This window comes from Bifidobacterium eulemuris, from assembly GCF_014898155.1.
Classification (GTDB): domain Bacteria; phylum Actinomycetota; class Actinomycetes; order Actinomycetales; family Bifidobacteriaceae; genus Bifidobacterium; species Bifidobacterium eulemuris.
In genome coordinates, this window is record NZ_CP062938.1 from 1,993,725 (window position 1) to 2,013,049 (window position 19,325).

Below are 19,325 nucleotides of genomic sequence, written 5' to 3' on the forward strand. Positions count from 1 at the left end.
GGAAGGCACCGAATCGACGGAACGGCTGTCCCACGCGACCTCATGGCGTAGACGTACGGCAGGTAGTGGCGGCACGATAGGGTGGACGAAGCAAGCTCGCGGCCATATCGGTCGCAACGGCGAACGAAATGAGTGTGGTCTAGATGGCATTGGCGTTATATCGGCGGTATCGTCCCGATGCGTTCGAAGGGGTGATCGGACAGGACCAGGTCACCGTTCCTCTGATGCGGGCCCTCGACGAGGGCAAGCTCACCCACGCCTATCTTTTCTCCGGACCGCGCGGCTGCGGCAAAACCAGCTCCGCCCGCATCCTCGCCCGCTGCGTCAACTGCGCGCAAGGGCCCACCTCTCATCCCTGCGGCGAATGCGAAAGCTGCAAGGACCTCGCCACCGGCGGCCCCGGCTCCATCGACGTGGTGGAGATCGACGCGGCCAGCCACAACGGCGTGGACGACGCCCGCGAACTGCGCGAACGCGCCGGATTCGCCCCCGCGCGCGACCGCTACAAGATCTTCATCCTCGACGAGGCCCATATGGTCACGCAGCAGGGTTTCAACGCCTTGCTGAAAATCGTCGAGGAGCCGCCCGAGCATGTGATGTTCATCTTCGCCACCACGGAACCCGACAAGGTGATCGGCACCATCCGCTCACGCACCCACCACTATCCGTTCCGTCTGGTGCCCACCGAGGTGATGGGACCGTACTTGGAGCGGATCTGCGAACAGGAGGGCATCAAGGCCGAGCCGGGTGTGCTCAAGCTCGCCATGCGCGCCGGCGGCGGTTCCATGCGTGACACGCTCAGCGTGCTCGACCAGCTCATGGTCGGGGCCGTCGACGGCGTGATCACCCACGACGCTTCGGTCGCGTTGTTGGGCTTCACGCCGGAAACCCTGATCGGCGAGGCCGTGGACGCGGTGATCGACCGCAACGGCGAGGCGCTGTACGGCGTGATCCAAAGCGTTGTGGTCGGCGGTTTCGATCCGCGCCGCTTCGTGGAGGACCTGCTCGCGCGCGTGCGCGACCTGCTGGTGCTCACCCTGGCCGGCGACCGGGCCGAATCCGTGCTGTCCGACTCCGCCGAGGGCGAGAATATGGACGACCTGCACCGTCAGGCCCAAGCCTTGGGGCTGGGCTCGCTCACCGTGATGGCGGATACCATCAACGCCACGCTTGGTTCGATGACCGGTGCGATTTCGCCGCGCATGCGTCTCGAATTGCTTGCGGCGCGGCTGCTCGCCGTGCGAGAAGGCGCCTTGACCCCGCAATCCGCAACTGTTGCGACGGCGTCTGGCGCTGCCGCCGGCGCGGCAGGCGCGGTCGGCGACGCGACCCGCTCGGCGTCTGGTTCGGCGTCCGGCTCCCGTTTTGCCGGAGCCGCGCAGCCAGCTCAGCCGAAAACCGCTGAAAACACCGGTTTCGCCGGCAATAGCGGTGGCTTCGCCGGTCGCGGAACGGGCGCTCCCGCATCCTCCGGAGCGACCCCGTCGCGCAACGCCAACGAAACCCACGGTGCCTGGCCCACGGACGCCGATGGGTTCGCCCAATCCACGCAAGCGCGCAAACCGCGGAATTCCGGCGATGCGCATGGCGTCGCCACGGAGACGGGCGCGACTGCGTCGACTGCCGCGACCGGTGTCGTGAACTCAGGCGCGCCGGGCTCGGGAAACGATGCCGGACAAGACGCCGTGAAGACGGATCCGCGCACTCCTGACGAGAAATGGGACGCCCTGGTGGCGGGATTGCCCGGGGACGTTCGCGCCTATGTGGACCGCACCAAGGTGCCGCGTGTGCAACTCGCCCCCAATCCCGCCAATGGGCGTATGCAGCTGTGGATCAAATTCGATGTGCCGCTGAGCAAATACGCGTTCGCGATGGGCATGGCCTCCGAACCGGTGGACGGTTCCACCAAAGTGCAGGATATTCTGCGCGCCGAGGTCCACAAGATGTTCGGTCCCGATGTGGCGCTCGCCCCCACCAAAAAGATGGCGAACGACGAGATCGCGCCGCCATTGAGCAAACTGCCCCCCGAGGAGCAGCAGAGGATCAAGGCCCGGTTGCTGCAGGCGAATCTGGGTGCGGCTTCGGCGTTGACGCAACGGTCCGGCGAGCCGTCGGGCAAGACGCCAGAGGCGGGCGTCGGATCCACGCCGGTCGCTGCGGAGAAAAACCCCGGTGAATCGGCCGCCGATGATGAGGAGGTTCATCGAGCCGCGCCGGCCGATGACGATCCGTGGGCGCTGCCTGTGCCCGGACCCGCCTCGACGGCATCTCCGACGCAGTCCGCGGGGAATCTCACGAACGGTCGGAACACTCCGATGGATGATGATCCGTGGGCGCATCCGGCGCAGCGGACCACCCCGGTCAATGCTGTTTCACGGGATGTTTCACGCGAAGACGCCGAGCCTGATGGCTGGGGCGTCGCCCAGTCCGTGAAACAGCCTGTGGAACAATCCGCCGAGACGGAGGCGCCTCGCCGCACAACCGTGGCCGTTCCCGATCTCAGCGACGACGATGACCCGTGGAAGAACGTTCCGCCGCCCAGCGAGCCGATCCCCTCGGATATGGACGACGCCCCATCGCATGGCTCGGCGTATGGCCAGCGGCAGCATTCGGGATTCGCACAGCACCAGCAGCCGCAGGCCGACCGGCGCGACGCCATTCCGCAATCCGACGATCCGTGGAACGCCCCGCAGGCCAGGGCGTTCGCGCAACCAGCCGAGCAATTCAGCCCGCAGGTCGCCGCTGAGGACGACGAGTATTCGATGAGCGACGCGTCGTTGGGCGAGGCAACGGCGATGAGCATGGACGATCTGCGTAAACTGTTCGAAGTCAAAAAAGTCGAGGAATTCGCCGCCGACGACCCGGGCAATCCCCGCAACCAGCACTCCAAAAAACGTGCCGGCGACTGACGACGGCCGCAACGGTCCATGACGACGGCCGGATACCCCTCATAAGAGGAAACGAATCCGCGAACACGCGGGGAAGGAACTGCCATGGCATTGGCGTATGACGGCGCGATCCAGCGCCTGATCGACGCGTTCGGACGACTGCCCGGCATCGGTCCGAAAGGCGCGCAGCGCATCGCCTTCTACCTGTTGTCGGCCGACGAGCAGGAAGCCGCCGATTTGGCCGACGCCATCACCGAAGTCAAAGCGAAAGTGCGGTTCTGCGACATCTGCGGCAACGTGTGCGAGGCCAGCCCATGCCCGATCTGCGCCGATCCGCGCCGCGACCGTTCCCTGATCTGCGTGGTCGAGGAACCCAAGGACGTGATGAGCATCGAACGCACACGCGAATACCGCGGCCTCTACCACGTGCTCGGCGGCGCGATCAACCCGATGGCGAATGTCGGCCCGAACGATCTGAAGATTCCCCAGCTGCTCGGCCGTCTGAACGGCGACGACGTGCGGGAGGTGATTCTCGCGCTCGACCCGAATATCGAAGGCGAGGCCACCACCACATATCTGAGCCGGTTGCTCGGGCCGCTTGGACTGAAGGTCACGCGTCTGGCCAGCGGTCTGCCCATGGGCAGCGACCTCGAATACGCCGACGAGATCACGCTCGGCCGCGCCCTCACCGGACGCCGCGACGCGTAGTCGCGCGGCTGTTCGGATTGTGGTCAGCGGGCGTCCGACCCCAGGCCGGTATCCCTATAATCGTGCCGCTTGCGTAGAATTGTCGGCAGGCGAAAACCCTCGAGAAGATAGGACCTCCAGTGGCTCTCATCGTACAGAAGTACGGCGGCTCATCCGTGGCCGATGCGGAATCCATCAAGCGTGTGGCGCGCCGTGTGGTCGAGACCAAGAAGAAGGGCAACTCCGTTGCCGTGGTGGTCTCCGCCATGGGCGACACCACCGACGATCTCATCGATCAGGCGCTCAGCATCGACTCCAATCCGCCCGAGCGTGAAATGGACATGCTGATGACCGCCGGCGAACGCATCTCCATGAGCCTGCTCGCCATGGCCATCCACGCCGAGGGCGAGCGCGCCCACTCCTTCACCGGCCAGCAGGCGGGCTTCTTCACCGACGCGCGGTATGGCGCGGCCCATATCAAAGCCGTCAAGCCAGACCGCGTCAAAAACGCGCTCGAAAGCGGCGCGGTGGCCATTGTGGCAGGATTCCAAGGCATCAACGCGAAGGGTGACGCCACCACACTCGGACGCGGCGGCTCCGACACCTCGGCCGTCGCGCTCGCCGTCGCGCTGGAAGCGGACGTGTGCGAGATCTACACCGATGTGGACGGCGTGTTCACCGCCGATCCGCGTATCGTGCCCACCGCCCGTCGCATCCCCTCCATCGGCTATGACGCGATTCTCGAGATGGCGTCCTGCGGATCCAAGGTGCTGGCTTTGCGATGCGTCGAATACGCGCAGCGTTTCAACATGCCGTTGCATGTGCGCTCCTCGTTCTCGCACCGCCCCGGCACGTTGGTCGTGCCCGACGGCGTCGATCCGCGCACCCTGCCGAATCTCGGCTAAGACTTGATAACCCCAGACAATCCGCCAATTCCGACCGAAAGCAGCATCATGAGCGAAACACAAGAATCCATGGGCGATCTGTTCCCCGATCTGGGCCCCGAGGCACCGGTCATCTCCGGTGTGGCCCACGACCGCAGCGAGGCGTTGGCCACCGTGCGCGGAGTGCCGAACGAGCCCGGCATGGCGGCGAAGGTGTTCACCGAACTGGCCACGGCCGGCATCAACGTGGACATGATCGTGCAGGCCGGCTCCGCCGCCGGCACCGCGGACATCTCGTTCACCGTACCCGAATCCTCCGTGCGCCAGGTGCAGGACGCTCTGCTGGAGAAGCATGAGGAGCTGGGATACAAGGAATTCGACGTGGACACCAACGTGGGCAAGGTCGCTGTGGTGGGCGTCGGCATGAAAACGCATTCCGGCCTGGCTGCGAAGTTCTTCACCGCGCTCAGCGAGCAGGGCATCAACGTGCTGATGATCTCCACCTCGGAGATCCGCATCGCCGCGCTGGTTCCGCTTGAGGAGCTGGACGACGCCGTCAAGGCGCTGCACACCGCGTACGGTTTGGACGCCACGCAGGTGGAAGCCGTGGTCTACGGCGGCACCGGCCGCTGAGAAAGGACTTGAATCATGGTACAGATCAACGATAAGGGCGTGAACGTCGCCGTTCTGGGCGCCACCGGACAGGTGGGCATGGTGATGCGCCGCGTGCTCGACGAGCGCGACTTCCCCGTCAAGGACCTGCGTTTCCTCGCCTCGGCGCGTTCCGCCGGCCAGACGATCTCCTGGCGCGGCCACGATGTGGTCGTCGAGGATGTGGCGACCGCCGATCTGAGCGGCATCGACATCGCCATCTTCTCCGCGGGCGGCGGCACCTCCAAGCAGTGGGCGCCGAAATTCGCCGAAGCCGGGGCGTATGTGATCGACAATTCCTCGCAGTGGCGCATGCACGACAACGTGCCGCTGGTGGTCGCCGAAGTGAACCCTGACGATCTGGACGATGTGCCGGACCGCATCATCGCCAACCCGAACTGCACCACCATGGCCATCATGCCGGTGATGAAGCCGCTTGCCGACGCGTTCGGACTCAAGCGGCTCATCGTCAGCTCCTATCAGGCCGTGTCCGGCGCGGGCCGTGCGGGCGTCGAACAGCTGATGAACGAGGCGAAGGCTGCCATCGAGCAGGGCGCGGACAAGCTTGTGTTCGGCGGCGACGCCGTCGAATTCCCGGCACCCTCCAAAATCGTGCGCACCATCGCCTTCAACGAGGTGCCGATGATCGGCGACATCGTGGACGACGGCAGCGAGGAAACCGACGAGGAGCAGAAGCTGCGCAACGAAAGCCGCAAGATTCTGCATCTGCCGGAGCTCAAGGCCTCCTGCACCTGTGTGCGTGTGGGCGTGTTCACCTCGCATGGCATGAGCGTGAACGCCGAATTCGAACAGGATGTGACCCCCGATCAGGCGCGTGCGGTGCTCGCCGACGCCCCGGCCGTGGAATTGGTGGATATTCCGACCGCCCAGCTGGCCGCCGGCAAGACCCCGAGCTTCGTGGGCCGCATCCGCCAGGATCAGGCCGTGGACGGCAAGAAGGGACTCGCGTTCTTCGTGACCAACGACAACCTGCGCAAGGGCGCCGCCCTCAACGCCGTGGAACTCGCCGAACTCGTAGCCAAGAAGCACTTCGCAGATCAGCTTGCCTGATCTGCGACGGACAGCACAGTGGCAATCAGCTAGCCTGATTGCCGACAGATGGCACAGTGCAGATCAGCTTGCCTGATCTGCGACAGATAACGCAGTGGCGACCAGCTCGCCTGATCCGCGACAGACAGCGCAGCGCGGATCAGTTTGCCTGACCGTCGGGCGACGATACTTCAGTCGTCTTCAGTCGGTATCGAGTGCTGCGTCCGTTGCCGATGACCTCGGCCAGTCCGTCTTGTACGAGGCTTCGGAGCAGATCTCGCGCTCGAGAGTTACCGAGCGTCATGATTTCGGCCAACTCAGATGTGGAGAGTTCCTTTCGGGACATAAGATGCTTGAACGCTTCGGCTTCGGATTTGGATAGATGTGAGTGGAGGGTCCATCGTGGTCCCTCCACGGACTCCGAAGACGGGCGGTCATCGGTTGGTGCGGCGATGTACTGCAGGGTAAGAGTGACTCTGTCTGGCTGCGTGCTGGCCACAAGCGTCGGGTGGGATGTCCCGGCGAAGTCGCATCCTTCACGCATGGTGTCGAATCCGCTGCCGGCTTTTTCTCCGATGCCGACCAAAAAGAACATCTTCATCAACGTTGGGTTGCGCGTATCCGAAAGACCTCCCTGCTCCACTTCTTCGATGGACATGCGCAGACGTCCCGGATTGGAGAACTCGAGGACGCGGGGTCGCCGAATGATGACCGTTCCGCGCCGACCGCAATAGTCCGCGTGGACCAATGTATTCGTCAGCGCCTCACGTACAGCCGTGTCCATGGGATTCTCATCCATTCGTCTGGATTCGTTGTTGATGAGGAACGGATGCGGTATGGCCAGCCGAAGTTTCGTATAGACGAGCTGCCAAAAATCGTAAAGGCATCCGGACCAAGTGCCGTCGCCCGAGGTCACACGGTCGTCCCAGCGGTTGCCTCCAAGTTCTTCACGATAATCGAGAAAGTAGTTCGGAAATTCTTGAGTGATGTGATGGTCGTGTCCGAACATGAGCAGGCCTGCCACCGTTGGGTGAATATCTCCGTTTTGAGTGCGGGCGAGGGCTTCCAGCCGCAACAGGAAATCCAGGTCGGGTAGATTGCGCCATGGGTGCGCTGGACGAATCTGTTTGAAATACCTTCGATAAGCACTGATGGCACTTGAGCTGAGCGAGTCGGCGTTGAAATCGGTCAGAACACGGCGATCGAGCGGACCGTCGCCGCTATCGCGCATCATGGCGCGACACTCCTCACGGTCGCAGTGATAATCGCCATCGTTGTTGCGTCTGAAAGCGCCTCGGTGCCTCTCCGTGCTGAATGGGTCTTGACCGATGTAGATCGGCATGTCCTCGCGCGAGGCGCGGGGAACGTTGATGACGATGAAATCTCCCCGCTCGCTATGTCTGATGGCGACATCCTGATCGGTGATGATCGTGGCGCTGACCTTTGATCTGTCGTTCACGGTGTTCCAGAAATCGCGAACGAGCTTATCTGGGTCTGCGACACCGGTGATATGCAGCTGGTGTCGGCTGTCCTCCGTGATGCCAAGGAGTATGAGACCTCCTTCGGAGTTCGCGAATGCGCTGTATGTATCCCAAATGCTCTCTGGCAGCTTGTCGTGAGCTTTCTTAGCTTCGATCCGGCAACTTTCATGTAGCTGCTCAATATCTGTATCCGCCAGTTTTCCGCCCGAAATAAGCTGGTATAAGGTTGAATCCGCCAATTTTCCGCCGACTTTCATGCTAATCCGCCAGTTTTCCGCCAGTTTAGCATGTGTTTCAGGTGGTTTGCGATGTTTTGTCGGCGGATGCGGTCTTTTGGATTCGCGCGATGTTTGGAATCGCCGACATCGATTAGACATCAGATGTCAGATGTAGGATGATGGCGGTGTCGTGATGTGGCGTTCAAGGAGGAAACATGCCGTCAGTCCCATTCGTTGTAGGTGCCTATGCGTCGCTGCCGCCTGAGAAAGCCGACCAGGAGGCGTATTACGCCCTGCTTGGCGGCCAGGACTGGATCGCCGGCACGGAGCTGCCGTACCCGGGCGACCTCGCCGACGCCGAATCCCGTGCCTGGCTCGCCGCCCACGTGCCCGCCCACTGGCATGCCAACACCATCACCGCCATTCCCGGCACCATGCGATCCATCGGTGCCGATCCCGCCTTTGGACTCGCCAGTGCGGACGAAGGGGGACGCCAATCCGCGTTGCGCTTCCTCGCCGCGTTGCGCGACGCCCTCGCCGACTTCACCGACCGCCGGGGGAGCCGGGATGTGAGTCATGTGGAGATCCACACCGCGCCGACCCGCACGGCCGACCGTGACGCGATGGCGGCCTCGCTGGAGGAGCTGTTGCGTTGGGATTGGTGCGGCGCGAAGCTGGTGATCGAGCATTGCGACCGGTATATCGAAGGCCAGCCGCCTGAGAAAGGTTTTCTGCCCATCGAAGACGAGATCTCGTTGGCCCGCGAGGCCGGTATCGGCCTTACCGTGAACTGGGGGCGTAGCGTGGTGGAGGGGCGCGACGCGAATACGGCGCTCGACCATATCCGCGCGGCCGCCCAAGCGGGCGTGCTTGCGGGCCTGATGTTCTCGGGCGCGGGACCTGCCGAAACGCAGTACGGCTATGGCTGGATCGACGGCCATCTGCCGATGGCTCCCGACGAGCCCGAGTCGCTGATGGACGCCGCTGCGGTGCGCGCCTGCGCCGACGCCGCCCGCAATGCGCCGGAACTGGCCTATTGGGGCGCCAAAGTCTGTGTGCCGGCATCCAGTCATCTCGCCGAACGCCTCGCCTTCCTCGACCATATCCATCGGGCGGCGACCGCCTGATTCGCCCAGCGCGACTTCGGGAAAACGGCGGCGCTCATGGCACTGGACGTGTCTTTCGCGCCATCCGCGACGCCTGTCCTATCCTGTCCCATCTCATCTCATCTCACTTCGACCCGTATGCAATCCGCATAGGAAAGGACCGTTTCGGCATGCTGGACAATACCTATCTGACATTCGATATCGGAGGCACGAAAATCGCCTCGGGAGTGGTCTCGCTCCCACCGGCGGCCGGCGCGCCCCCACAGGTGAGCGACCGATGCGAAATCCCCACCGAAGCACAATCAGGCGGCGATGAGATCCGCCGCCGGCTGGTGGCGTTCGCCGAGGAGCGTTTACGGGCATGCGCCGCGCAACACCGCCATATCGATGGCATCGGTATCGCGGCGGCCGGCGTCGTGGACGCCGAACGCGGCGTGATCGCCGCCGCCACCGACATCCTGCCCGGATGGAAGGGCCAGCGTATCGCCGAGGCGTTCGCCGCGGTCACGGACCTGCCCGTGGCGATGGTGGGCGATGTGGGCGCGCATGGCTTGGGCGAGGCGATCTACGGCGCGGGCCGCGGCCACAAAACCGTACTGTCGCTCGGGCTGGGCACCGGCATCGGCGGCGCCTACATCGTCGACGGGCGACTGGTCACGGGCGCCCATGGGGTCGCCGGGCACGCCGGGCATGTCGTCTCCGGATTGGGCAAGGGCTTCCTGTGCTCCTGCGGCACGACCAGCGGGCATATCGAACCGGTGGCATCGGGCAGCGGTTTGGCCACGCTCTATAACCACGAACGCCCCGCCGACGTGGAGCCGGCCGCGGACGGGCGCGAGGTGTGCGAGCGTGCCGCCCTTGGCGAGGCGTATGCCGGCCGGGTATTGGAACGCAGCGCTCGGGCGCTTGGCGAATGCGTGGCCGGTATGGCCAATTTGCTCGACCCGCATGCCATCGTGCTGTCGGGCTCCGTGGTGCAGGCCGGTCCCGTCTGGTGGCGGGCGCTGCGCGACGGATTCATGGACGGCGCGCTGGAACTGGTGCGGCAGACCCCGCTGATCGAGGGCGAGCTCGGCGGCGCGGCGCCGCTGATCGGCGCGGCCCACGCCGTGCGGACGGCGCGTCGCGGCGAATGAACGAAGCCACCGCGGCGACTCATGCTTATCCCAATAACACCTGCTTATCCCAACAACACCACAACGGAAGGAATATGATGCATCCTGCAATCGAACAGATTCACGGGGGACTGGTGGTCAGCTGCCAGGCCTATCCGGGAGAACCGCTGCGCCATCCCGAGACGATGGCGCAGATGGCCATGGCGGCCGTGGAAGGCGGTGCCGTGGGCATCCGCTGCCAAGGGCTGGCGGACATCCAAGCCATCAAGGGGCAGGTCGAGGTGCCGGTGATCGGCATCTGGAAGGACGGTCATGAAGGCGTGTTCATCACGCCGACCCTGCGTCACGCGCGCTGCTGCGCCGCGGCCGGCGCGGACATCGTGGCCATCGATGCCACGCGCCGTCCCCGCCCCGACGGGCTGAGCTACGCCGAGACCGTGCGCGCGCTGCATGACGAGGGCGTTGTGGTGATGGCCGACTGCGGTAGTTTCGCGGACGTCGAGCAGGCGGTCGAGGCCGGCACCGACATCATCTCCACCACGCTGTCCGGGTATACGGGCGAGCGGGAGAAGACCGACGGCCCGGACTTCGAACTGCTGGGGCAGATGATCGAGTCGTTCCCGGACACGCCGGTGCTATGCGAGGGGCGCATCCACACGCCCGACCATCTGGCGCAGGTGATGGCGATGGGTGCGTGGTCGGCCGTGGTCGGCACCGCAATCACCCATCCGACGACCATCACGCGTTGGTTCGCCGACAAACTCGCCTGAAACGACGGGCCTTACCCGCCCTGACGACACCCATCGCCATAGCGGACGGCTTGGGACACACGCGGGTGCGCGGATAAATTTGAAATCAGACATCAGACATCTTATGATTAAACCGGACCTGACGGGTTATGAACGCGTTGCTCATCACCGTGTGACACTCAGGACCATGTTTGACTCAATGACGAGGAGATCACACCATGATTAGAAGGAACGGAAAGTTCAAAGCGGCGTTCGCCGCGACCGTGGCGGGCCTGCTGTGCCTTGCCGGATGCGGCGGAGGGGCGGGAGGCGGCGATGCGGCCGGCTCCACCGGCACCGCGGTGGCCGATACCATCACCGCCCAGGTGGCGTACGCAAGCCGCGACTTCGCGCCGTCCACCACCTCCGGAGCGCTGCCGATGGCCGCGAACTGGCATGTCACCGAGCCGCTTTACGCGCTCGACTACAGCGACTTCTCCGTGCATAACGCGTTGGCCCAAGGCGAGCCCGAACAGGTTTCCGACACGGAATACGTCGTCACCCTGCGCGAAGGCGCGAAGTTCTCCGACGGCAGCGACGTGACCGCGGACGATGTGGTCAGCTCGTTCAAGCGCACCACCGTCGAAGGCAGCCTGTACAACTCCATGCTCGACTTCATCGACTCCGCCGAAGCCACAAGCACCAACCAGGTGACCTTCAAGCTCACCAAGGCCTTCCCCATGTTCAAACAGCGCCTCGCGCTCATCCAGATCGTCCCCGCAGCCATGAGCGATGAGGATCTCAAGAACATGCCCGTCGGCTCCGGCCCGTGGAAGTACACCGAAATCACCGACAGCCAGGTCAAATTCGAAAAGAACGACCTGTACAACGGCGACACCCCCGCCCAGACCAAAAACATGGTATGGAACGTGACCGTCGACGACACCGCCCGCGTCACCGCCATGCAAGGCGGCAACACCGACGTGATGGAACTCGTGCCGGCCCAGTCCTTCCAGACGCTCGAATCCTCCGGCTCCGAACTCAAGACGGTGCAGGGCTTCAACCTGCCGTTCCTGATGTTCAACACCAAGAAGGCGCCGTTCGACAACGCCAAGGTGCGTCAGGCCGTGTTCTACGCGATCGACACCGAAAAGCTCATCGACAACCAGATGAGCGGCCAGGCCGCCGCCGCCACGAGCTTCCTGCCTGAGAACTTCCCCAACTACCACAAGGCGAAGAACGTGTTCACCTATGACGTGGACAAGGCCAAGTCCCTGCTCAAGGAAGCCGGCGTCACCGGCGAGGTGAGCTTCACGCTCTACACCACCGACCATTCCTGGATCACCCAGCTGGCCCCGCAGATCAAGAACGATCTGGCCGCCATCGGCTTCAACGTGGACATCCAGTCCATGAAGTCCTCCGCGCTCTACCCCTCCATCACCGACAAGGACGACGCCGACTACTCCATGGTGCTCGCCCCCGGCGATCCCTCCGTGTTCGGTAACGACCCCGACCTGCTGATGAACTGGTGGTACGGCGACAACGCCTGGACCAACCAGCGTTCCTTCTGGAAGGATTCCGAAGGCTACACGCAGCTGCATGAGTTGATGGACAAGGCCATCGCCGCCACCAGCGACGACGAGCGCCAGGACTACTGGAACCAGTGCTTCGACCTGCTCAGCGAGGAAGTGCCGCTCTATCCGCTGTTCCACCGCATGACGACCACCGCCGTCAAGAAGGGTGTGTTCTCGTCCTGGGACGCCATCGGCTCCACCGGCATAAATCTGGTGAACGCCAAGCTGGCCGAATAGTCCAGGCTCCGCCGATTCTCCATCCTCCGACCCACCCCGCCACCATCGCATACGATGCGGTGGAGGCGGGTCGGCCACGCCATCGAACGATTCCAACATCGGAGTGTTATGAGCAACCTGCTGCGTCTTCTGGGCAGACGATTGATAGCCCTACCATTCATGGCATTCGGAGTCACCCTTCTGGTGTTCTTCCTGATGTCCTTCTCCCAATACGATCCCGCCGTCGCCGCGCTGGGCGAGAACTCCTCGCCCGAAGCGCTCGCCGCCTTCCGCCACGACATGGGCTACGACCTGCCCTGGTGGCAACAGTTTTGGAACTACATCGTCGGACTCTTCCATGGAGACATGGGCGTGTACGGCGTCAACAAGGACTCCGTGGCCGCCCGCGTGGCCACCGCCTTCCCCATCACCCTGCAACTGACTTTCATCGGCCTGATCATCGCCATCATCTTCGCCGTGATCTTCGGCGTACTCGCCGCGCTCTACCGCGACACCTGGGTCGACCAAGCCATCCGCGTCGTCTCCATCATCGCCATCGCCACCCCGTCGTTCTGGCTGGGCGTGCTGCTGATCTACGTGCTGCAGATCAAACTCGCGTGGCTGCCCGGATCGGGTGACTTGGTGCCGTTCTTCCAAAACCCCGGCGCATATCTCGAACGCATGGCGATGCCGTCGTTCGCGCTGGGACTGCCGGTCGCCGGCCAGCTCACCCGTATCATCCGCACCTCGATGGTCGAGGAGCTCGACAAGGACTACGTGCGCACCGCCATCGGCGCCGGCGTGCCCAAACCCGTGGTCGTGGCGCGCAACGTATTCCGCAACGCGCTTATCACCCCGGTCACCACCCTCGGCATGAAGATCGGCTACCTTATGGGCGGCGCGATCGTCATCGAGGTCATCTTCGCGCTGCCCGGCATGGGCACCGCGATGTTCGACGGCATCAACGGCAATCAGCCGATGCTGGTGCAAGGCGTGGTGCTGGTGGTGGCGCTCGCGTTCATCATCATCAACATCATCGTTGATCTGCTCTATGTGCTCATCAACCCGAGAATCAGGACGGTGTGACGATGCTTTTCGGCAAAAACAAAGTCGTGGACGCCACGTCCAAACCGGGCGTCACATTCAACCGATTCAGCAAGATGACGATCGGATCGCGCATCTCCTTCGTGGTCATCGCGCTGCTGGTGTTCTGCGCAATCTTCGCATCCGTGCTGGCACCTCATGATCCGCTGGAAATCACGATGAGCTACCAGGCACCCAACGGTGAGCACTGGTTCGGCACCGACAACCTCGGCCGCGACGTGCTCTCCCGCGTGCTCTACGGCGCTCGGTACTCACTGGTCATCGGCTTGTCATCGATCGCCTTTGCGCTGATCGTCGGCTCGCTGATCGGCGCGCTCGCCGCCGTGACGCGCACTTGGATTTCCGAGCTCATCATGCGTCTCATCGACATCGTGATGTCCGTGCCGGGCATCGCCCTGGCCGCCGTGTTCGTCTCGATCCTCGGCCAGTCGATGATCGGCATCATCATCTCCATCGGCGTGCTCTACGTGCCGCAGATCGCCCGCATCGTAAGGGCGAACATCATCAGCGAGTACGGCAAGGATTATGTGCGCGCGGTGATCGTCTCCGGAGCGCGGGCCCCGTGGATTCTGCTCAAGCACGTCACGCGCAACATCGCCGCCCCCGTCATGGTGTTCACCACCCTGTCCGTGGCCGACGCGATCGTGTTCGAGGCGTCCCTGAGCTTCATCAACGCCGGTATTCCCGAACCCACCCCCACCTGGGGCAACATCCTCTCCTCCGCCAAGGCCGGCGTCATCTTCGGCTACTGGTGGCAGGCGATGTTCCCCGGTCTGGCGATTATGTTCACCGTGCTGTGCCTCAATATCCTCTCCGAAGGCATCACCGACGCGATGGTGGCGGCGCCCTCCGCCCCGATCGAAAAGGACGACGCCCAGGCCGAATCCGACCGCAAGGAGGATCTGATCCTTACCGACCCGGTCACGGCCTACCGTGAGCAGGCCGCGTCGCTGGCCGCCTCTCTGGCCTCGCTGCGAGAGGCCGAGCTCAAGCGCACCGACCGTTTCGAGCCGAACCCGTATTCCAACGCGGCACCGGTCATCGAGGTCAAGGATCTGTGCATCAAATTCCCGCGCCATGGCGACGTGAATGTGGTGGACCACCTGTCCTTCTCCGTGCGCCCCGGCGAGACGATGGGCCTGGTCGGCGAATCCGGCTGCGGCAAGTCGATCACCTCGCTGGCCATCATGGGCCTGCTCGACCCGAAGGCCGAGATCAGCGGCGAGATCCTCTTCGACGGCAAGAATCTTGTGGGCATGAGCCCCAAGGAGCACAATGCCCTGCGCGGCCATGAGATCGCCATGGTCTACCAGGACGCGCTCTCCTCGCTCAATCCCTCCATGCTCATCAAGGCGCAGATGAAGCAGCTCACCAAGCGCGGCGGCACCCGCACCGCCGAGGAGCTGCTCGAACTCGTGGGCCTCGATCCGAAGCGCACGCTGGAATCCTATCCGCACGAGCTGTCGGGCGGCCAGCGTCAGCGTGTGCTCATCGCCATGGCCCTGACCCGCGACCCCAAGCTCGTCATCGCCGACGAGCCGACCACCGCGCTCGACGTGACCGTGCAGAAGCAGGTCATCGACCTGCTCAACGAACTGCGCGAGAAGCTCGGCTTCGCGATGGTGTTCGTCAGCCACGACCTGGCGCTCGTCGCCAAGGTGGCGCACTCGATCACCGTGATGTACGCCGGCCAGGTCGTCGAACAGGGCTCCACCAAGGAGATCCTCACCGATCCCCGTCATGAGTACACCCGCGGCCTGCTCGGCTCGGTCACCTCGATCGAGGCCGGTATGGGACGCCTGCACCAGGTGCCCGGCACGGTGCCCAGCCCGAAGGACTTCCCCAAGGGCGATCGCTTCGCGCCGCGTTCCAGCCATCCGAACGTGGGCCTGAACACCCATCCGGTGATGACGCGGGTGCCCGGAACGTTCCACTACTATGCCGCGTTGCCCGCCGACGCGGATGTGACGCCGCTCGCAACCGCCGAAGGAGGTGTCCGATGAGCGACCATCAAACCCCCATCATCGAGCTCAAAGACGTCGAGGTGGTGTTCACCACCCGCGCCGGGTCGGGACTGTTCCACAAGAACAGGATCACCGCGGTCAATAAGGTGAACCTCAAGCTCATGCCCGGCGAGACCATCGGTATCGTGGGCGAGTCCGGCTGCGGCAAGTCCACCACCGCCAACATCATGTGCGGACTGCAGCAGGCCACCAGTGGCACCGTGATGTTCAAAGGCCGCGATGTGACCCATCGCACCGCCAATGAACGCATGGAGATCGGCCGGGTGGTGTCCGTGGTGTTCCAGGATCCGGCGACGGCTCTCAACGCCCGCATGCGCGTGATCGACCAACTCATCGACCCGCTGGCCGTGCACAAGATCGGCAACAAAGCGGAACGCGACAAGCGCGCCCACGAGCTGATCCGCATGGTGGGACTTCCCAGCTCCGCGCTTGACGCGCTGCCCGGCCAGCTCTCCGGCGGCCAACGTCAGCGCGTGGCCATCGCCCGGGCTCTTTCGCTCAATCCGGACGCGATCATCGCCGACGAACCCACGTCGGCCCTGGACGTCTCGGTGCGCGCGCAGATCCTCAACCTGCTCTCCGACCTGAAGAAATCGCTCGGCCTGTCCATGGTGTTCATCAGCCATGACATCCAGACCGTGCGGTACGTCTCCGACACGATCATCGTGATGAACCACGGCACCATCGTCGAACACGGCGAGGCCCGTCAGGTGCTCACCAATCCTCAGGACGACTACACGAAGACGTTGCTCGGCGCCGCGCCCTCGCTGCTGCACCCCACCGCCGAGGAATGCCGTCCGATCGCCTGACGCATCAGACACAACCAGACCATCCAACAAAGGAGTGAATATTATGACTACACCATTGCGCGGAGTGATCCCCCCGGTCGTCACCCCGCTCACCGCTGCGGGCGATATCGACGTCGCCAGTTTCGAACGCTCGATCAACCGCATGATCGATGCGGGTGTGGACGGCCTGTTCACACTCGGCTCCTCCGGCGAGGTGGCGTTCAGCACCGATGCCCGCCGCCGCGAGATCATCGAGACGGTGCTGCGCATCGTCGCCGGCCGTGTGCCCGTGCTCGTGGGCTGCATCGACACCGAAACCAACCGCGTGATCGAACATGCGAAGGCCGCCAAGGAGCTTGGCGCCGACGCGATCGTCATCACCGCTCCGTTCTACGCGCTGGGCGGTACGGCCGAGGTGGAACGCCACTTCCGTCTGGTCCACGCGGCCGTGCCGGATCTGCCGTTGTTCGCCTACGACATTCCCGTGTGTGTACACACCAAGCTGCCGGGCGACATGCTCGTGCGTTTAGGCCTCGACGGCGTGCTCGCCGGCGTGAAGGACTCGTCGAACGACGATGTGGCCTTCCGTTTTCTGGTGGATGACAATAACAAGGCGGGGCATCCGCTCACGCTGCTCACCGGCCAGGAAGTCGTCGTCGACGGCGCTTACATGGCCGGCGCCGATGGCTCCGTGCCCGGCTTGGCCAATGTTGAGGCCACCGGATATGTGCGCATGTGGCAGGCGTACGAGCGGGGCGACTGGAGTGCCGTGCGCGCCGAGCAGGACAAGCTCGCCGCGCTGATGCGCATCGTCACCAGCACGTCGGGTGTGGCCGGATTCGGCGCGGGCGTCGGCGCGTTCAAAACCGCCATGGCTCTGCTGGGTGTGTTCTCTACGAACCAGATGCCCGAACCGGTGCTGCCACTCAAGGGAGCGAACGTCGAAGCCGTCGCCGCCGTACTCACGGAGTGCGGCCTTGAACTGGCCCGCACCCCCGAAGAGGTGAGCGCCTCCACTGAGGCGTAGCCTCAAGGCTATGCCTGAACACCTTCCGTTGTTCGGCGTGTGATCGATCGCAAGCCGAACAACGGATCCATTTCTCATTATTCATTGCGCAAGTGGGGCGGAACCGTAAGGTTCCGCCCCACGTGTTGGTGTTGGCGCGATTCTTACTTCTGCAGTTCGGATTTCAGAATCGACTCGATGGGTTCGTAATGGTCGATCACGGCCTGACGATAGCCTTCCACATCACCGGCGATGGCGGTGTGGAGCATCCGAATATGCGCGTCCGCGGTTTTGTCGAGCTCCTGGCTCACCGGCAGTCCGAGCTGGGGCAGCACGGCCATATGCACCACCCACAGCCCCCGCACGAGCTGCTTGGCGATGGAGTTGTCCAACGCGTCCAGAACGCCCATATGGAATTCGATGTCCTGCGCCAGGAACGTCTCGCCTTGGGCGGCCATACGCGACATCTCCCGCGCCAGCTTCTCCAATTCGGGCTGCTCGGTGCCTTTGAGACTGGCCACCACTTCGTCGGCGCAGCCCATATCGAGGAATCGGCGCATTTGCACCACATCGTTGAGGTCAGAGAAGTTCTTACCCACCGACACCAGCGACCGGAACGTGAGCGTTTCCATCATCGGATCAAGCGACAGCGAGCCGACGAACGTGCCCTTGCCATGCTCGACCTTGACGATGTTCAGCGCTTCGAGCTTGCGGATGGCCTCGCGCACTGAGGATCGCGAGGCGCCGATTTTCTCGCAAAGCATCGTTTCCGTGGGCAGCACGTCGCCCGGTTGCAGATGCTCCTGCAGGATGAAGGAACGGATGGCGTCCATGGTCTCGTCGCAGCGGCTGCGTTGGTTGGAGGGCGTCGCCGGCTGTTGCTGGGTGAGGGTCGCTAAGCGCGACATCAGGGCCAGCTCCGTTTGGGTGAGCGGCTCGTGGCTCGATGCCGGTGCGGGGGTGGGGCTGGCTTCCATCGTTGTGTTCCTTTCTGATGATCTGCACAACGTTGTCGCGGAGATATCAGGCCGTGTGCCGATCGGCGACGCGGATCATGTAAGCGTTGTCAACTCTTCTCTCCACAATAGCCTCTTCATGCGGGTGTGTCGCAGAATATGGCTCATATTGTGCGCAAAGCACCTCTTCTCATCACAAGCGGCGGGATGCGGTTAAGCTGGAGTCATGTCGAAAGCATCAGTGGAAGCGCGCAAACAGTTGGACCGCATCGTGGCTTTGGGCTATCCGGACGTGGCGGATATGAGCGAGGCCGCGTTCCGGGCGCTGGCCATGCCGCTGATCAATGCGCTGGAACATACCGATTTGGGATCGAATATCCTTCTGGTGCCCACGCGCGAGCTGGTCTCTCCCGAATCGCTGATCGCCAGAACCTCCATCAACCGCATGGCCGGCTTCACCACCATGCCGCCGCGCGATATCGCCAGTTTCCTGCCGCAGGACGGTTTCGAGCCGCCGGAGGGGCCGTTCTATCTGGTGGTCGAACCCCATACGGGCACCTGCTATGTGAACCGCGAGCCGGATGTGGCGCGCAAACTCATCGACTCCGACGAACGGTTGCCGCTGACCCTGGAGGAGGGGCTGGCCATCGCCACCCAGCATCCCGACTGGCTGGAAGTCAAGAACGGATTCAATCTGCTGGGATCGCGCTCGGCGGATGGCCGCGTGCCGAGCATCTGGATGAGCCAGAACGCGCCTCGCCTAGGGGCCGTGTGGTCCAATTCGCGCCACACCTGGCTGGGCAACGCCTTCTGCGTGGCGCGCCGCGGGGTAAGTCTCTTCGGCTAGCG

Annotated in this window: 16 protein-coding genes; 14 read left to right on the forward strand and 2 right to left on the reverse strand. The window is 63.7% G+C overall.

What is annotated here, in order from left to right:
- The first annotated feature begins 143 nt into the window (after positions 1 to 143).
- The 5 genes from dnaX to BE0216_RS08460 all read left to right on the forward strand — a co-directional run bounded on the left by dnaX (position 144) and on the right by BE0216_RS08460 (position 6,181).
- Positions 144 to 2,909: a DNA polymerase III subunit gamma/tau gene (gene dnaX / locus BE0216_RS08440; RefSeq protein WP_094637576.1), complete on the forward strand. Its 2,766-nt coding sequence runs from the start codon at positions 144 to 146 to the stop codon at positions 2,907 to 2,909.
- A gap of 84 nt (positions 2,910 to 2,993) precedes the next feature.
- Positions 2,994 to 3,596: a recombination mediator RecR gene (recR, locus tag BE0216_RS08445; protein WP_094637577.1), complete on the forward strand. Its 603-nt coding sequence runs from the start codon at positions 2,994 to 2,996 to the stop codon at positions 3,594 to 3,596.
- Positions 3,597 to 3,715: 119 nt separating this feature from the next.
- On the forward strand, positions 3,716 to 4,480 hold the full coding sequence (locus BE0216_RS08450) for an aspartate kinase (protein ID WP_094637578.1): 765 nt from the start codon (positions 3,716 to 3,718) through the stop codon (positions 4,478 to 4,480).
- A 48-nt stretch (positions 4,481 to 4,528) separates the two neighbouring features.
- Positions 4,529 to 5,092 (forward strand): ACT domain-containing protein, encoded by a 564-nt coding sequence (locus BE0216_RS08455; RefSeq protein WP_169714296.1) that lies wholly within the window; start codon positions 4,529 to 4,531, stop codon positions 5,090 to 5,092.
- A gap of 15 nt (positions 5,093 to 5,107) precedes the next feature.
- Positions 5,108 to 6,181, forward strand: coding sequence for an aspartate-semialdehyde dehydrogenase (locus BE0216_RS08460; protein ID WP_094637579.1), 1,074 nt, complete (start codon positions 5,108 to 5,110; stop codon positions 6,179 to 6,181).
- 139 nt (positions 6,182 to 6,320) lie between these two features.
- On the opposite strand, the gene BE0216_RS08465 is transcribed toward BE0216_RS08460, so the two are convergent.
- A complete protein-coding gene (locus BE0216_RS08465; protein WP_226805753.1) occupies positions 6,321 to 7,898 on the reverse strand; it encodes an ATP-binding protein in 1,578 nt (525 codons plus the stop codon).
- 176 nt (positions 7,899 to 8,074) lie between these two features.
- Between BE0216_RS08465 and BE0216_RS08470 the strand changes: the two genes are divergently transcribed.
- The 8 genes from BE0216_RS08470 (at position 8,075) to BE0216_RS08505 (ending at position 17,541) form a co-directional block, all read left to right on the forward strand.
- The gene (locus BE0216_RS08470) at positions 8,075 to 8,986 is read left to right on the forward strand and encodes a DUF4862 family protein (RefSeq protein ID WP_094637580.1); all 912 of its coding nucleotides are present in this window, start codon (positions 8,075 to 8,077) and stop codon (positions 8,984 to 8,986) included.
- 149 nt (positions 8,987 to 9,135) lie between these two features.
- A complete protein-coding gene (locus BE0216_RS08475) occupies positions 9,136 to 10,101 on the forward strand; it encodes an ROK family protein (protein WP_094637581.1) in 966 nt (321 codons plus the stop codon).
- Between the two features lie 77 nt (positions 10,102 to 10,178).
- The gene (locus BE0216_RS08480; RefSeq protein ID WP_094637582.1) at positions 10,179 to 10,850 is read left to right on the forward strand and encodes an N-acetylmannosamine-6-phosphate 2-epimerase; all 672 of its coding nucleotides are present in this window, start codon (positions 10,179 to 10,181) and stop codon (positions 10,848 to 10,850) included.
- Positions 10,851 to 11,047: 197 nt separating this feature from the next.
- Positions 11,048 to 12,619 (forward strand): ABC transporter substrate-binding protein, encoded by a 1,572-nt coding sequence (locus BE0216_RS08485; protein ID WP_094637583.1) that lies wholly within the window; start codon positions 11,048 to 11,050, stop codon positions 12,617 to 12,619.
- 108 nt (positions 12,620 to 12,727) lie between these two features.
- Complete coding sequence (locus BE0216_RS08490) at positions 12,728 to 13,684, forward strand: ABC transporter permease (protein WP_094637584.1); 957 nt, start codon at positions 12,728 to 12,730, stop codon at positions 13,682 to 13,684.
- 2 nt (positions 13,685 to 13,686) lie between these two features.
- Complete coding sequence (locus BE0216_RS08495) at positions 13,687 to 15,705, forward strand: dipeptide/oligopeptide/nickel ABC transporter permease/ATP-binding protein (RefSeq protein ID WP_094637585.1); 2,019 nt, start codon at positions 13,687 to 13,689, stop codon at positions 15,703 to 15,705.
- Positions 15,702 to 16,535, forward strand: coding sequence for an ABC transporter ATP-binding protein (locus BE0216_RS08500; protein ID WP_094637586.1), 834 nt, complete (start codon positions 15,702 to 15,704; stop codon positions 16,533 to 16,535). Before BE0216_RS08495 ends, BE0216_RS08500 begins: the two co-directional genes overlap by 4 nt.
- A 43-nt stretch (positions 16,536 to 16,578) precedes the next feature.
- Entirely contained in the window at positions 16,579 to 17,541 is a 963-nt protein-coding gene (locus BE0216_RS08505; RefSeq protein WP_094637587.1) for a dihydrodipicolinate synthase family protein, read from the forward strand.
- Positions 17,542 to 17,684: 143 nt separating this feature from the next.
- On the opposite strand, the gene BE0216_RS08510 is transcribed toward BE0216_RS08505, so the two are convergent.
- Entirely contained in the window at positions 17,685 to 18,428 is a 744-nt protein-coding gene (locus BE0216_RS08510; protein ID WP_094637652.1) for a FadR/GntR family transcriptional regulator, read from the reverse strand.
- Between the two features lie 274 nt (positions 18,429 to 18,702).
- Here BE0216_RS08510 and BE0216_RS08515 point away from each other — a divergent pair, with 274 nt between their 5' ends.
- Positions 18,703 to 19,323 carry a DUF5701 family protein gene (locus tag BE0216_RS08515; protein ID WP_094637588.1) on the forward strand — a complete coding sequence of 207 codons (621 nt, stop codon included), beginning with the start codon at positions 18,703 to 18,705 and terminating at the stop codon, positions 19,321 to 19,323.
- Positions 19,324 to 19,325 lie beyond the last annotated feature (2 nt).